9 protein-coding genes are annotated in these 15,905 nt (G+C 71.3%); 3 read left to right on the forward strand and 6 right to left on the reverse strand.

Annotation, left to right across the window (positions count from 1 at the left end; genetic code table 11):
* Window positions 1–77 precede the first annotated feature (77 nt).
* Window positions 78–1,862 (forward strand): cellulose binding domain-containing protein, encoded by a 1,785-nt coding sequence (locus NDW01_RS23275; RefSeq protein WP_252823385.1) that lies wholly within the window; start codon window positions 78–80, stop codon window positions 1,860–1,862.
* A 151-nt stretch (window positions 1,863–2,013) separates the two neighbouring features.
* Here the strand turns inward: NDW01_RS23275 and NDW01_RS23280 are convergent, their stop codons facing one another.
* The 6 genes from NDW01_RS23280 to NDW01_RS23305 form a co-directional block, all read right to left on the reverse strand.
* Window positions 2,014–3,042 (reverse strand): metallophosphoesterase family protein, encoded by a 1,029-nt coding sequence (locus NDW01_RS23280; RefSeq protein WP_252823386.1) that lies wholly within the window; start codon window positions 3,040–3,042, stop codon window positions 2,014–2,016.
* A gap of 15 nt (window positions 3,043–3,057) precedes the next feature.
* Window positions 3,058–5,553, reverse strand: coding sequence for an SBBP repeat-containing protein (locus NDW01_RS23285; protein ID WP_252823387.1), 2,496 nt, complete (start codon window positions 5,551–5,553; stop codon window positions 3,058–3,060).
* 330 nt (window positions 5,554–5,883) lie between these two features.
* Window positions 5,884–6,894 (reverse strand): ABC transporter permease, encoded by a 1,011-nt coding sequence (locus tag NDW01_RS23290; RefSeq protein ID WP_252823388.1) that lies wholly within the window; start codon window positions 6,892–6,894, stop codon window positions 5,884–5,886.
* Window positions 6,891–7,856, reverse strand: coding sequence for an ABC transporter permease (locus tag NDW01_RS23295; RefSeq protein ID WP_252823389.1), 966 nt, complete (start codon window positions 7,854–7,856; stop codon window positions 6,891–6,893). The genes NDW01_RS23290 and NDW01_RS23295 overlap by 4 nt, the downstream gene beginning before the upstream one ends.
* The gene (locus NDW01_RS23300) at window positions 7,853–9,412 is read right to left on the reverse strand and encodes a sugar ABC transporter ATP-binding protein (protein ID WP_252823390.1); all 1,560 of its coding nucleotides are present in this window, start codon (window positions 9,410–9,412) and stop codon (window positions 7,853–7,855) included. The genes NDW01_RS23295 and NDW01_RS23300 overlap by 4 nt, the downstream gene beginning before the upstream one ends.
* A 116-nt stretch (window positions 9,413–9,528) precedes the next feature.
* Window positions 9,529–10,611, reverse strand: coding sequence for an ABC transporter substrate-binding protein (locus tag NDW01_RS23305; RefSeq protein ID WP_252823391.1), 1,083 nt, complete (start codon window positions 10,609–10,611; stop codon window positions 9,529–9,531).
* A 250-nt stretch (window positions 10,612–10,861) separates the two neighbouring features.
* On the opposite strand from NDW01_RS23305, the gene NDW01_RS23310 reads away from it, so the two are divergent.
* On the forward strand, window positions 10,862–13,378 hold the full coding sequence (locus NDW01_RS23310; protein ID WP_252823392.1) for a LamG-like jellyroll fold domain-containing protein: 2,517 nt from the start codon (window positions 10,862–10,864) through the stop codon (window positions 13,376–13,378).
* Window positions 13,379–13,435: 57 nt separating this feature from the next.
* On the forward strand, window positions 13,436–15,898 hold the full coding sequence (locus NDW01_RS23315) for a beta-L-arabinofuranosidase domain-containing protein (protein ID WP_252823393.1): 2,463 nt from the start codon (window positions 13,436–13,438) through the stop codon (window positions 15,896–15,898).
* Window positions 15,899–15,905: the final 7 nt, after the last annotated feature.

Consider the following 15,905-nt stretch of genomic DNA (forward strand, 5'->3'; position numbering starts at 1 on the left):
CGCGACCCGGCTTAGTTTCGCGATGCGCGTCATCGAACGATGTTCGGTATCTCGAACAAGCAGCCGTGGAGGGCCCTATGTCGCGAACCGCACGCCATATCCGGCTGATGGCCGCCGCGGCCCTCGGCCTCGGTTCGATCTTCGCGATGAGCCACCTGCCGGCGAACGCCGCGTCGACCGTGGCGATCAACGGCGGCACGACGTACCAGAAGATCGACGGGTTCGGCGTATCGGAGGCGTTCGGCCAGGCCAACTCCATCCGCAACGCCGCGAGCACGACGCGGCAGCAGGCCCTCGATCTGCTGTTCAGCACGACCAAGGGCGCCGGGTTCAGCATCCTGCGCAGCATCATCCCCTCGGGCAGCGACTCCATCGAGCCGAAGGCCCCCTCCAGCCCCTCGGCCACCCCGGCCTACGTCTGGAACGGCAACGACGACGCCCAGGATCAGGGGCAGGTGTGGCTGGCCAAGCAGGCGAAGGGCTACGGCGTCACGAACTTCTACAACGACGCCTGGAGCGCGCCGGGGTTCATGAAGACCAACGGCAGCGACTCGAACGGCGGCTCGCTGTGCGGCACCCCGGGGGCCTCGTGCGGGTCCGGGGACTGGCGGCAGGCCTACGCGAACTACCTGGTCCAGCACGCGAAGTTCTGGGCCTCGGCCGGGCTGACCCCCTCCGCGGTCGGCTTCGTGAACGAGCCGACCCTCAGCACGAGCTACTCCAGCATGCTGGTGAATCCGACGCAGGCCGCGAGCTTCCTGTCGGTCCTCGGTCCCACGATGAAGGCTTCCGGACTGTCCACCAAGGTCGCGTGCTGTGACGCCCTCGGCTTCAACAACCTCCCCGGCTACGTCAGCGCGGTGCAGGGCAACGCGACCGCGAACGCGGGCGTCGGGCTGTTCACCAGCCACGGCTACTCCGGCGCGCCGACGTCCCCGATCGACACCGGCGGCCGGCCGCTCTGGGAGTCCGAGTGGTCGATCAACGGGAACACCTGGAACACCGCGTGGGACGACGGCAGCCAAGCCTCCGGGCTGACCTGGGCCCAGCAGATCCACACCGGCCTGACCCAGGCGAACCTCAACGCGTTCCTGTACTGGTGGGGCGTCAGCTCCACCAGCCACGACAGCTCCCTGATCGGGCTGACCGGCTCGACGCTGACACCGTCCAAGCGGTACTACGCGCTGGCCGGATACAGCCGGTTCATCCGCCCCGGCGCGACACGCATCGCGGCCACCACCGGGGACGGCAACCTCAAGGTCTCCGCCTACAAGAACACCGACGGCTCCGTCGCCCTCGTGGTCCTCAACACCGGCACGAGCAGCACGTCGGCCACGTACACGCTGAGCAACGCGGGCCTGTCGAGCGGCACCGTGACCCCTTACCTGACCAACGGGAGCAACAGCCTCGCCCCGCAGAGCGCGATCGCCCTGGGCGGAGGCGCGTTCACGGCGACCGTCCCTGCACGGTCCCTCGTCACCTACCAGATCACCGGCACCGACACCGGCACGCCGTCGCCCACCCCGACGCCGACGCCTCCGGCGGGCGGCTGCAAGGTCGGCGCGACGGTGAGCGCGTGGAACACCGGGCTGACCGAGGACCTCACGATCACCAATACCGGCACGACGCCCATCGACGGCTGGACGCTGAAGTTCACCCTCCCCGCCGGGCAGAAGATCACGTCGGGCTGGAACGCGACCTTCACCTCCTCCGGGAGCCAGGTGACCGCCACGAACGCCTCCTACAACGGTTCGCTGGCGCCCGGTGCGTCCATCGGCATCGGCTTCCAGGCCGACCACACCGGTGACACGGCCGCCCCGACGGCGTTCACCCTCAACGGCTCCTCCTGCGAGGTGGCCTGATCGCGCGAACCGCTCTCGGGCGGCCGGCCAGGACGCGTGACACGCTGCGCCGGCGCCGGTCCGATCCGCACACCGTCGCGCATGGCCTGGACCGCCCGGCGGCGGACCTGCGCGCTCCCCCCACGGTCCGCGCGGCGCAGCAGAACAATCACTATTGAGGGCAGGCCTGGTCGACTCCCGAATCACGCATCTTCCCGGTCGTGTCGTAGAAGGTCCAGTCGTACGCGCGGTCCTTGAGAGTGAGCAGCATAACGCCCGGCACGTCGGTGAGACGCACCTGGCTGTGAGCGGCGTGCACGGCGTGGAATCCGTAGAATGTCGAGCCGCCTGTCGCGACCACGAACTCGCGGATTCCGCCGACCTGGTCGAGCACATGATTCGGTGTTTGCGGTGCGAATCTCTCGTAGCCGTGGAAATGCCCGTTCATGACGATGGCGGCATGAGCCGCGTAGAGGTCCTGCCAGAACGGATAGACCTGGGGGGTGGTGTACTCCGCCCTGGGAACCGCGTCCGATGAGGAGAACAGCGGCCGGTGCCAGTAGGCCAGGATGCACCGGTGGGGATGGAGTTTGCGGTAGGCGGTGAGGTGGTCCCGCAGCCACTTCTCCTGCGGCGATCCCGCCTGACAGCCTCCCGCGAACTGGCATTCCGAGTCCAGCGCGATGAAATGCCAGATGGTACCGACATCGAAGGCATAGTAGGGCTTGGCCGCCGAGCCCGCCGCCCCGCCGAAGTACTTGAAGTAACCGGTGGCGTTCTCGTTACCCTTGTACTGTTCGTGATTTCCGAGTGACGGGTGGGTCACGGACTTCAAGGCTCCCCAGCCGCTCTTCGCGTAGCAGTCCGTGAACTCCTTGAACGTCCCGAAGTCGTTGTTCTGGTCGCCGAGTCCGGTGAATTCCAGGGAGGAATGAAGAGCCCTGAGTGACAGGGCGAGTTTGGCCGTGGCGATCGCCTTCGGCGAGGGCGTGTTGAAGCCCAGCCCGCAGGAGGGGATGTCCCCCACCGCGATCATGTAGTTGGGGTCGGACGCGTCCGACCCGTCCTGGGCGGGATCGGCCGCCCGCCCCACGGTCGTCATCCGCGAGCGGGCCATCGCCGGGGCGGCCGCGGGCAGGGCGCTCGCCGTGAGGGCCAGGGGCAGAGCCAGCGCCGCCGGTGCCAGCATCCGTGTCAGCATGAGGATCTCCTTGTCTCATCGCCCGCTGCGCGTGAGCAGCGCCGTCCACCGGTGCGCGTGACCGTGCCGCAGGTGACCGCTCAGACGTGACCGCGCGGAGTTCACGCTCGTGTGGTCCGCGCGGGATCCGAGGTTCCCGGTCAGGGCCGAGTCGTTGGTGTTACCCGCCACCGCGCTGCCTCCCGCCGCTTGCCGATGCCTCGCCTGCTGAGCCCGCCCGTGCCGCTGAGCCTGCCGCTGTCGCTGAGTCTGCCGCTGAGACACGTGTCTCGGCGCGGTGGTCGGCGCGGGACCGGGTGCGGCGACGTTCAGCTTCAGCACGAACGCGTCGGCGATCCCGCCGCCGTACGCGGGCTGCAAGGCCCCGGACGTACGCGGGAAGTCCCTGGAGTCGGTGACGCCGGTGAGGTACGCGCTGCCCGACGTGTCGACCGCGATCCCGTCGCCCTCGTCGTACGCGCCGCCACCGAGGTAGGTCGAGTACACGAGCGCGCCGCCGTCCGGGGCGAGTTCGGTCACGTACGCGTCGCTGTCGCCGCCGTAGTACGCGGCCTGGAACGCTCCGGCGGTCACCGGGAAGTTCCTGGAGCTGGTCGCCCCGGTGACGAAGGTGTCGCCGGAGGCGTCCACCGCGATCCCGTCACCCTGGTCGTCGCCGCTGCCGCCGAGGTAGGTGGAGTAGACGAGCGCGCCGCCGTCCGGGTCGAGCGCGGTCACGAACGCGTCGATGTAGCCGCCGCCGAACGTCGCCTGGACGGCGCCGGACGTGTGCGGATAGTCGGTGGAGTCGGTGGCTCCCGTGACGTAGGCGTTGCCGGAGGAACCCACGGTGATCTCGTAGCCGAGTTCGCTGCCGGTGCCGCCGAGGTAGGTCGAGTAGACCAGTGCGCCGTCGGCCGGGGCGAGCTTGGTCACGAACGCGTCAAGGGCGCCGGCCAACGTGCCCTGGTACGCTCCCGCCGTCGTGGGGAAGTCCGAGGACGCGGTGAGCCCGGTGAGGTAGGCGTTGCCGGAGGCGTCCACCGCGATCCCGTCGGCCTCGGTGTAGTCGCCGCCGCCGAGGTACCTGGAGTAGGCGAGCGTGCCGCCGGTGGGGTCGAGCTTGGTCGCGAACGCGTCGGTGCCCCCGGACATCGGGGGGCCGGTCGTGCGCGGGAAGTCGCCGGAGTAGGTGTACCCGGCGACATACGCGTCGCCGGAGGCGTCCACCCCGATGCCGTCGGCCTGGTCGTTCTCGGTGCCGCCCAGATAGGTGGAGTAGGCGAGCGTGCCGCCGGTGGGATCGAGCTTGGTGACGAAGGCGTCCCCGTTGCCGCGGTAGGTGGTCTGGACGGCGCCGGCCGTGGTCGGGAAGTCGTCGGATTCGGTCTCTCCGGTGACGTAGGCGGCACCGGCGGAGTCCACCGCGATCCCGATGCCGAGGTCTTCGCCGCGGCCGCCGAGGTAGGTCGAGTAGAGCGCTGCCGTCCCCGTCGGGTCCAGCTTGGTCACGAACGCGTCGAAGCCGCCCCTCCGTTGCGGCTGGAACGCCCGGTTGACGGGAAAGTCGGTCGAGTCGGTGTCCCCGATGACGTAGGCGTTACCGGTGGCGTCCACCGCGATCCCGTTGCCCTCGTCGTAGCCGGTACCGCCGAGGTAGGTCGAGTAATCGATCCGAGGGTCGACGATCAACGGTCGGCCGCGGTCGTGATCCCCGATCGCGAAACCGACCTGGTCGGTGCCCGCGAGGGTGAAACGCGCCGCCACCGGCCGCGGACCGCCGTCCACGACCTGGTAGGCGCGGGGTGCCCGCTGTACCACGTCCCCGAGCGCGGTGGGCATCACCAGGTCCCCGCCGCCGGTCAGCCGCGGCCGTCCGCGCAGACCTCCGATCGCGAACCTCACCGTCCCCGGATCGACCCCGGGAGCGACGGTGACGTCGTACTCCAGCCCCTGCCGGGTTCCGTACCAGCGCAGATCGACGCCCCGGTACACGCCCCGCTCGGTCACGTCGCGGTAGGTCGGGATGCCGGTCCGCCAGGCCGCGCGGTCACGACCCCGCAGGTAGTCGACCCGGCCGGCCAGCGGGCTCCCGCCGGTGATCGCAGGGGCCGCTGCGGCGCCGGCCGGCCGGAAGGACAGCACCGCGCTCGCATCGCGTTCAGGGCGCCTCAGGTGCCGTGTCCGCATGGCGTACGCCCGGCCGCCGACCTTCGCGGGCGCGTGCGGCGTCAGCGTGACCACGGTCCGGTCCGCCGTGACGAACACCCCGAATCCAGGGCCATGCGCCAGATACCGGACTCCCGCCGCCGCCTGACCGCGGTTGGGCTCGAACGCCAACGGCAGACGCCCATACGCCGTGGCCACGCGGTCCTTCGCCGTCGCGACCTCGCGACCGGCCGTCGGGCTCACGCCGCTCGTGCCCAGGGCGGGCGCGGGTACCAGGCCCGCCCACAGCAGGCTCCCGGAGGCGGCGATCAGCCCGGCCGTCCACGCCCGCCGCCCGCGGCGACCTCCCGGCCCCCGCTTCACTCTCGCCGTCCTGGCGGCACCACCGCCACGACGAGCGGTTCCATCATCAGCGACGGCATCGGCGAAGCCGCCCGCCTGATCCCCCATCTCGCCCCCCGACGCATTGATCGGACGCACGCTCGGATACGAGCCAGGTGATCATCGCCCGCTCGGCGTCACGCGCCCGCGCCGGACGGCGCCCGCTTGCCGAGACTTGGCCGCCCATGGTGGATTCCCGGGAGAAAGGCGCGGCGGCCGGCAGCGGAGGGGGGATCCCCAGGGAGAACGTGCGGTGGCCCGCGCGGCCCGGTGCCTGCCACCGGTACGGCCATCGGGTCGCGCGGGAACGGGTCACAGCCGGCGGGCGCGGCTGAGGTAGGTCTGGGCGACCACCACGACGGCGAGGAACGCGCCGCTGACGACCTGCTGGTAGGAGGAGGACAGGTCGCCGATCTGGTTGATGAGGTTCTGGATCACGCCGAGGAGGAGGACGCCCGCGATCGTGCCGCTCACCGAGCCGGCGCCGCCGGTCAGCAGCGTGCCGCCGATGACGACCGCGGCGATGACGTCGAGCTCCATGCCGGTGCCGAGGATGGTCACGCCCGACGAGAGGCGTGCGGCGTTCAGCGCGCCGGACAGCCCGGCCAGCATGCCGGACAGCACGTAGACGACGACCTTCGTACGGGCGACCGGGACGCCCATGAGCGCGGCGGCGTCCTCCGCGCCGCCGATGGCGTACACCGCCTGCCCGAAGCCGGTCCGCTGCAGCACCACGCCGCCGATGACGAACAGGACGAGCGTCAGGTAGACGGGGTACCCCAGGCCGAACAGGTGTCCCTGGCCGAGCCGGGCGAGGACCGTGCCGTGCGGGATGAGGTACGTCGTCGCGCCCTCGTGCGAGATGGACAGCAGCAGGCCGCGCGCGCCGAGCAGGCCGGCAAGGGTGACGATGAACGGCGCCAGCCGGACCCGGGCGATCAGCAGGCCCTGCACCAGCCCGACCACGCCGCAGACCGCCAGCGGCACGAGGAGCCCGGCCACCGTCCCCCACCGCACGGCGTACGCGGCCAGGACGCCGCCGAGGGCGAAGACCGAGCCGACCGACAGGTCGATGCCGCCGGTGATGATGACGAACGTCATGCCGAGCGCCACCATCGCGGGGAACGACGAGGTGATGGCGATGTCGCCGAGGTTCTCTCCGGTCGGGAAGCGGGCGAAGGACAGCGAGCCGACCAGGAGCAGGAGGACGAGCACCGCGGTCGCGCCGTGGCGCTGGATCAGGCCGAAGGTGCGGTCGCGCCGGCTCGGCGCGTAGGCGTCCTGGGTGACGGGCGTGTCGGCCGTCGCTTGCTCGGTGGTCATCGTCCGGTCCCTCCCCTCGCCGCGTACACGGCGGCCAGGATGATCACTGCCTGCACCATCTGGGCGACCGAGTCGGGCAGGTTGTGCTTGATCAGCGTCGCCCGGACGAGCTGGATCAGCAGCGCGCCCGCGACGGTTCCCAGGACCCGCACCCGGCCGCCGGTGAGCGGCGTGCCGCCGACCACGACCGCGGTGATCGCCGACAGCTCCATCAGCAGGCCGAGCGACGACGGGTCGCTGGCCTGCAGGCGGGCCGTGGCCAGCACGCCCGCGACCGCGGCGAGCAGGCCGGACAGGACGTAGACCAGCAGGAGGACGCGCCGGACCGGCAGCCCCGACAGGACGCTCGCCGTACGGTTGCCGCCGATCGCGACGAGCTGCCGCCCGAAGGTCGTCCTGCGGACGACGCCCGCCACCAGCACGGTCAGCACGGCCGCGACGACCACGGGCAGCGGGATGCCGACGAGGCTCGACGATCCGAGGTCCAGGAGAGTCGTGTCGTGCACGTCCTTGAGCCGGCCGCCGGCGATGACGAGGGCGAGCCCCCGGCCGCCGACGAACAGGCAGAGGGTGGCGACGATCGGCTGGACGTTGACGAACGCCACGAGCGAGCCGTTCACTAGGCCGACCGCGACGCCGCCCACCAGGGCGACGAGGATCGCCGCGCCGACGCCGTACCCGAGGTAGAGCGGGATGAGCGCGGTGGCCAGCGCCATCACCGAGCCGACCGAAAGGTCCACGCCCTCGGTGCCGATCACCAGCGCCATGCCGAGGGAGACGATGACGACCGGCGCGACCTGGACGAGCTGGGTGCGAAGGTTCTCCGTGCTGATGAAGTGCGGGGTGATCACGATGTTGACGACGATGAGCGCGGCGATCGCCGCGTACACCCCGTAGTTCTGCAGCCAGGCCAGCGTTCGCGCGCCGGCGGGCCGGGGCAGCGCGACGGCGGTGTCGCTCATCCGGCGTTCTCCCGCGTGTGCGCGGCGATCGTGGTCATCACGCCCTCCTCGGTCAGTTCGTCTCCGGTCAGCTCACCGACGACGGCGCCGCCCCGCAAGACCACGACGCGATCCGATCCCTCGACCAGCTCCTCCAGGTCCGAGGAGATCAGCAGGACGGCGAGGCCCGCCTCGGCGAGTTCGTCGACGAGCGCCTGGACCTCCGCCTTGGCGCCGACGTCGATGCCGCGCGTCGGCTCGTCCAGCAGCAGGACCTTCGGCTCGGTCGCCAGCCAGCGGGCCAGCAGGACCTTCTGCTGGTTGCCGCCGGACAGCTCGGCGACCGGCTGGTGCGGGCCGGTCGCCTTGATCCGCAGTCGCTTCATGAAGGTCTCGACGATCCGGTCGATGCGGGCGTCCGAGACGACGCCGGCGCGGGCCAGGCGCGGGAGGGCGGCGAGGGCGATGTTGTCGCGGACCGAGAGCGTCGGCACGATGCCCTCCGCCTTGCGGTCCTCGGGCAGCAGCGCGATCCCCGCCCGTACCGCGGCCGTGGCCGAGCCCCGCCGGACCGGGAGCCCGGCCACGGTGACCCCGCCCGCGTCGAGCGGGAGCACGCCGGCGATGGCCTTCGCCGTCTCGGTACGGCCCGCGCCGAGCAGGCCGCCCAGTCCGACTACCTCGCGGGGCCGGATGGTCAGGGACACGTCGTCGAGCAGGTGCCGGCTGGTCAGCCCGCTCGCCTCCAGGACCGGCCGTCCGGACGCCTCGTGCGCTCCGGAGAACCGCGTGACGCCCTCGGAACGGACCTGGGCGACGTCGCGGCCGAGCATCAGCGAGACGAGGCGGAGCCGGTCCAGGTCCGCGAGGGCGCCCTGATGGACGACGCGGCCGTCGCGCAGGACCGTGACGCCGTCGCAGATCCGGTACAGCTCGTCCAGGCGGTGGCTGACGTAGATCACCGCGATCCCCTGGCCGCGCAGCCGGTCGATGACGCCGAACAGCGTCTCGACCTCGCGAGGTTCGAGGGAGGACGTCGGCTCGTCCATGATGACGACGCGGGCGTCCACCGAGACGGCGCGGGCCAGCGCGACCATCTGCTGGGCGCCCACGCCGAGGGAGCGCAGTGGCAGCCGGACGTCCACCCGCACGCCGTACGACTCGAGCGTCCGGGCGGCCGTCTGGTGCATGCGGCGGGTGTCGATGAGGCCGAGGGCGCGGCGCGGCTCGCGGCCGAGGAGCAGGTTGCGGGCCACGCTGAGGTCGGGGACCAGCCCGATCTCCTGGTGCACCGCCTGGACGCCGGCGCGCTGCGCGTCCAGCGGGTCGGCGAACCCGGCGGTCCGGCCGGCGAGACGCACCTCGCCCTCGTCCGGCCGGTGCACCCCGGTGATCACCTTGATGAGGGTGGACTTGCCCGCGCCGTTCTCGCCGACCAGCGCGTGGACCTCGCCGGGACGCAGGCTGAGGGTCACCCGGTCCAGGGCGAGCACGCCGGTGAAGCGCTTGACGATGTCGCGGGCCTCCAGCAGCGGCGGGTCACCGGCGTTCGCCTGCTCGGGGACGGGATCGGTCATGAGGCCTCCTTCGTCGGCCTCATGACCAAGGTGCTGTGCTCACTGATTCCCTCGCTTCGCTCGGTCATGGGCACCCCCGGTCGTGTCGGAGCATCGATCAGTACGCGGACGCTCGATCAGTACGCGGACGCGACCGACTGCTTGGCGTTGGAGGAGTCGTACTCCCGGTCGGAGATGATGACCTTGTCGGGAATCGGCTCGCCGTTCAGGAACTTGCTCAGCGTCTGGAACGCCAGCGGGCCGAAGCGGGGGTTGGACTCCACGACGGCGTAGATCCAGCCGCTGACGATCTGTGAGACGGCGTTGCGGGTGCCGTCCACCGAGACGATCTTGATGTCACCGGCCTTCTTGCCGGCGCCCTTGAGGGCGGTGACCGCGCCGAGCGCCATCTCGTCGTTCTCCGCGTAGATCGCGTTGACGTCGGGGTGGCTCTGAATCATCTGCTCGGTGACCTGCTGGCCCTTCTCGCGGGCGAAGTCGCCGGTCTGCTCGAAGGTGATCTGGATGCCGGGCGCCTTCTTGGCGATCTCGTCCTTGAAGCCGCCGGTGCGCTCGGTGGTCACGTTGTTGCCGGACGCGCCGAGGAGGATCGCGACCTTGCCCTTGCCGCCCAGGGCCTTGATCATCTGGTCGGCGGCGCGCCGGCCCTGCTCGTAGAAGTCGGACCCGATGAAGGTCACGTAGTCCTTGCAGGCGGTCGCGTTGATCTTCCGGTCGATGGTGATGATCGGGATGTGCTTGGCGGAGGCCTGCTGCAGCACCGGTTCCCAGCCGTCGGAGTTCAGCGGCGCGATGACGAGCGCCTTCGCCCCCTGGGCGATGAGCTGCTGGACGTCGCTGATCTGCTTGCTGAACTGGGACTGCCCGTTGGTGGTCCGAAGGTTCGCGATCCCCTCCTGCTTCGCCTCCGCCTTGATCGAGGCCGTCTCGGCGATGCGGAAGGGGTTGGCCTCCTTCTCGGACTGGGAGAACCCGATGACCGAGCTCTTCGGGTCGAACTTCGCCGCCCCGAACTTGTCGATCGTGCAGGAGGGCGCGGAGCCCGTCGGGGTCTGCACCACCTGCCCGGCCTGGGCGCCCCCGCCCCCGGTCTGCTGGTCCTTCTCGGACTTGGCGCAGCCGGCGGCGACCAGGGCGGTCATCGCGACGATCGTGGTGGTGAGCGTGACCGCGCGGGGGCGGTACGGAGGGACGGTCATGGCTGGTCCTTCCCCAGGCGGAGGCGAGATGCCGGTAATTGACGCACCCCCGATCGAGTTCTGTCAATAGCGATCAGCAACGGTCGGATTTTTCGGTCTGAATCTTGCAGTATCGATCAGAGGCATTCATGCTGTCCTCACCGGTACCGGCCGTCCCAGTGCCCTCCTGGCCTCCGTCCGTTCCGGCGCAGTCGCCTGCCGCGCTGCGCCCCTCCGCCCATCACCCTGATCCAACAGATGGGAGTCTGCCGTGCCCACCCTCCGATCATCCAGCCTCGCCAGGCCCCGCGGCCCGGCGGTCGTCGTCGGCCTCGCGGTCGCGCTCCTGGCCGCCCTCGTCGCGCCCGCCTCGGCACGCGCCGCCGCGCCCGCCCCCGCGACCTGGAAGGCCCAGACGCCGCCCCTGACCACACCGTGGACCGACAAGGTCTCGCCGACCAACGCCCTCCCCGACTACCCCCGGCCCCAGCTGACACGGTCCCAGTGGCAGAACCTCAACGGCGAGTGGGAGTTCGCCCAGGCGACCGCCGGCGAGGCGCCGCCGACCGGCAAGACCCTGGGCGAGCGGATCCTCGTCCCGTACCCGGTCGAGTCGGCGCTGTCCGGCATCAAGCGCCACGTCGACCACATGTGGTACCGCCGGACGTTCACCGTGCCGAAGTCCTGGCACGGCGACCGGCTGCTCCTGCACTTCCAGGCCGTCGACTACCACGCCACCGTCTACGTGAACGGCACGCAGGTCGCCACGCACACGGGCGGCTACGACGGCTTCTCCGCCGACGTCACCGACGCCGTCCGGGGCAAGGGGCCGCAGGAGCTGGTGGTCGGCGTCGACGACCCGACCGACATCGGCACCCAGGCGCTCGGCAAGCAGCGCTCGCCGGGCGACGGCATCTTCTACACCCCGTCCTCCGGGATCTGGCAGACCGTCTGGATGGAGCCGGTCGCCGCGTCGTACGTGTCCCGCCTGGACGCCACGCCGGACCTGGCGAACAAGACGCTGCGCCTCACCGCGCACGTCGCCGGGAACTCGGGGGCGACCGTCGAGGCGACCGCGTACGCCGGGAACCACAAGGTCGGCCGGGCCCTCGGCGCGGCGAACTCCGAGCTGAGCATCCCGATCAGCAAGCCGCACCTGTGGACGCCCGACGACCCGTACCTGTACACGCTGAAGGTCAAGGTCCGGGACGGCCACAAGGTCGTCGACAAGGTCGGCTCCTACTTCGGGATGCGCTCGATCAGCCTCGGCAAGGGCCCCGACGGCAAGGTACGGATGCTGCTGAACGGCAACTTCGTCATGCAGGTCGGCACGCTCGACCAGGGCTTCTGGCCGGATGGCATCTACACCGCGCCGACCGACGAGGCCCTGAAGTTCGACCTGGAGGCGCACAAGCGCCTCGGCTTCAACATGGTCCGCAAGCACGTCAAGGTCGAACCCGACCGGTGGTACTACTGGGCGGACAAGCTCGGGCTCCTCGTGTGGCAGGACATGCCCGCGACGTACGCCGGTCACTCGCCGTCCGCGGCGGTCAAGGCGCAGTTCGAGACCGAGCTGCGCAACCTCGTCGACCAGCACCGCAGCCACCCGTCCATCGTCGTGTGGGTGCCGTTCAACGAGGGCTGGGGCGAGTACGAGCCGGACCGGATCGCCGCGCAGGTCAAGGGCTGGGACCCCAGCCGCCTCGTGGACATCGACAGCGGCACCAACTGCTGTGAGTCGATCCCGAACATCACCTCGGGCGACATCTACGACGACCACACCTACGTCGGCCCCGGCTCGCCGGTCCAGCAGGGCGCGCGGGCCGCGGTCGACGGGGAGTACGGCGGGCTCGGCCTCAAGGTCGACGGCCACATGTGGGACCCCGCCAACGGCTTCGCGTACGAGATGGAGCCCGACTCGGCCACGCTGACCCGGCGCTACACCGAGCTGCAGAACCGCCTGCTCGACGTGGAGAAGCGGTGCGGCGTGTCCGCGTCGGTCTACACCCAGATCACCGACGTCGAGGACGAGCTGAACGGCATCTACACCTACGACCGCCAGGTGCTCAAGCCCGACGCGAACCGGGTCCGCACGGTGAACCAGGCCCTGATCAAGGCGTCCTCCTCGGTCGGCCGGGGCGACGCGACGACCTTCCCGCCCGGCACGCCCGGACTCGACGGCGTCAGCTTCTACCCGCTCGACGAGGGGTCCGGCACGGTCGCCAAGGACGCGGTCGGCGGCCACGACGCGACCCTCGTGAACGGGCCGGCGTGGACGGCCGGGCACTCCGGGTCCGCACTGCAGTTCAACGGTTCCAACCAGTACGCCGACACCGGCGCGGCCCTCCTGGACACGACCGGGAACTACAGCGTGTCCGCCTGGGTGAAGCTGGACCGGCGCGGCGGGTTCGCCACGGCCGTCAGCCAGGACGGTGACGCCAACAGCGCCTTCTACCTGCAGTACTCCGGCCAGGACGACCGGTTCGCGTTCAGCTTCGCCGGGGTGCGGGCGCTCGCGCCGTCCGCCCCGGAGACCGGCCGGTGGTACCACCTCGTCGGGGTCCGCGACGCCGCCACCGGCACGCTGACCCTGTACGTCGACGGGCAGAAGGCCGGCACCGCGGCCGCCTGCCTCGGCGACCGCTCCACCGGGCACACGGTGATCGGCCGCGGCAAGTACGGCGGCAACCCCGTCGACTACTGGCCCGGGGCCCTCGACCAGGTGCACGTCTTCGACCGGGCCCTGTCCGCCGACGACGTCGCCAAGCTCTACCAGTCCGGCAAGTGACGCGACGCGGGAGGGGCCCTCGGGTCCCTCCCGCCTCCCGTGGGAAGGAGAGAGTCGATGGAACGACGGGCGTTCCTCACCCGCGGCCTCGCCGTCACCGGGGGCGTCGCGGCCGCCGGCGTCGGCGCGCGGCCCGCCGACGCGGAGTCCCGTGATCAGATGCGCGTGCGCGTCCTGCCGGCGGTGGAGGCCACCTCGGCGGGCGGGCACTACACGCCGAACCGCGCGCCGCTGCGGCCGGCGCCCTTCCTCAGGCTCCCGCCGGGCAGCGTGCGGCCGAAGGGGTGGCTGCGGCGGCAGCTCGACCTGCAGGTCGAAGGGCTGAACGGCCGCATGCCCGAGGTGTCGGACTACCTGAACTACGACACGAACGGATGGGTCGACCCCGCGAAGGGGGGCTGGGAGGAGCTGCCGTACTGGCTGCGCGGCTTCACCGACCTCGGCCTCGTGACCGGCGACGAGCGCGTGCGGGCCCTGACCCGCCGCTGGGTGGACGGCATCCTGGCCGCGCAGCAGCCCGACGGCTGGTTCGGCCCGGCCGCCCTGCGGACCTCCCTCGAGGGCGGCCCGGACTTCTGGCCGCACATGCCCGTCCTCGACGCGCTCCGCTCGTACGCCGAGGCGACCGGCGACGACCGCGTCACGCCGTTCCTGGCGCGCTACTTCGACTTCCAGAGCCGGCAGCCCGCCGAGGTTTTCCGGCGCGGCTGGGGCGCGTACCGCTGGGGCGACACGATCGACAGCGTGTACTGGGTCTACAACCGGACCGGTGACGACCGGCTCCTCGACCTCGTCCGCAAGATCCACGCAGGCTCCGCCGACTACGTCACCGGCCTGCCGACGTGGCACAACGTGAATCTCGCCCAGGGGTTCCGCGAGCCGCTGCAGTACGGCGTGCTGGCCGGCGACCCGGCGCTGCGCGCGGCGACGTACCGGAACCACGACGTGATCATGGGCACGTACGGGCAGTTCCCCGGCGGCGGGTTCGCCGGGGACGAGAACTGCCGCCCGTACTTCACCGATCCCCGGCAGGGCATGGAGACCTGCGGGTTCGTCGAGCTCATGCACAGCTTCGAGCTGCTGACCCGGATCACCGGAGACCCGGTGTGGGCCGACCGCTGCGAGGACATCGCGGTCAACTCGCTGCCCGCCGCCTTCGACCCCGCGCAGCGCGGCACCCACTACATCACCAGCGCGAACTCGATTCAGCTGGACGACGCCGCCAAGACCCACGGCCAGTTCGACAACGACTTCGCGATGCAGGCGTACAAGCCCGGGGTGCACGACTACCGCTGCTGCCCGCACAACTACGGCATGGGCTGGCCGTACTACGCCGGGGAGCTGTGGCTGGCGACGTACGACGCCGGGCTGTGCGCCTCGATGTACGCCGCGTCCGAGGTGACGGCGAAGGTGGGGGCCGAGGGCACCGACGTCACCGTGACCGAGGAGACCGGGTACCCGTTCGAGGAGACCGTGACGCTGCGGATCTCGACGCCGCGGCCGGTCGAGTTCCCGCTCTACCTGCGGGTTCCCGGCTGGTGCGCGAACCCCGCGCTGCGCGTGAACGGCGCGCCCGTCCCCCTGCGCGCGGCGCCGCCGTGCTACGTCGCCGTCACCCGTACCTGGCGGCACGGGGACCGCGTCGAGCTGCGCCTGCCCATGCGCGCCACCACCCGCACCTGGGAGAAGAACCACGGCGCGGTCTCGGTGGAGTACGGCCCGCTCACCTTCTCCCTCGCCATCGAGGAGCGGTGGCGGCGGTTCGCCGGCACCACGGCGTGGCCGGAGTACGAGGTCACCGCCGGCTCGCCGTGGAATTACGGCCTCGACGGCGGGTCGCTGCACGTGCTGCGGCGATCGGCGCGCGGCAACCCCTTCACCCGGCGGGGAACTCCGCTGGAGATCCGCGCCCGCGCCCGGCGGATCCCCCACTGGCGGGCCGACGACGAGAACGTCATCCGGCCGCTGCAGGACGGCCCGGTCCGGTCGGGCGAGCCCGCCGAGACGGTCACGCTGATCCCGATGGGCGCCGCCCGGCTGCGCCTCACGGCGTTCCCGGCCATCGGCCACGGCCCGGACGCGCGGGAGTGGCGGCTGGTGCCGATCGCCACCGCCTCCCACACGTGGCAGGGGGACACGACGGAGGCGCTGTGCGACGGGATCGAGCCGTCGGCCTCCGGCGACCAGTCGATCCCCCGGTTCACCTGGTGGGACCACCGCGGCGGCGTCGAGTGGGTCCAGTACGACTACCCCGAGCCCGTCACGGCCGCGGCCACCGCCGTCTACTGGTTCGACGACACGGGCCAGGGGCAGTGCCGCGTCCCGGTCTCGTGGCGGCTGCTGTACCGCGACGGCGACACGTGGCTGCCGGTCGAGAACCCCTCGGCGTACGGCACCGCGCGCGACACGTACAACCGCACGACGTTCACTCCGGTACGGGCCACGGCCTTCCGGCTGGAGGCCCACCTCGGCGACGGGGTGTCGGGCGGCATCCTCGAATGGCGGATGGAGGAGGGCTGAGGAGCCG

The sequence above is a fragment of the Actinoallomurus soli genome, assembly GCF_024055715.1.
GTDB lineage: Bacteria > Actinomycetota > Actinomycetes > Streptosporangiales > Streptosporangiaceae > Actinoallomurus > Actinoallomurus soli.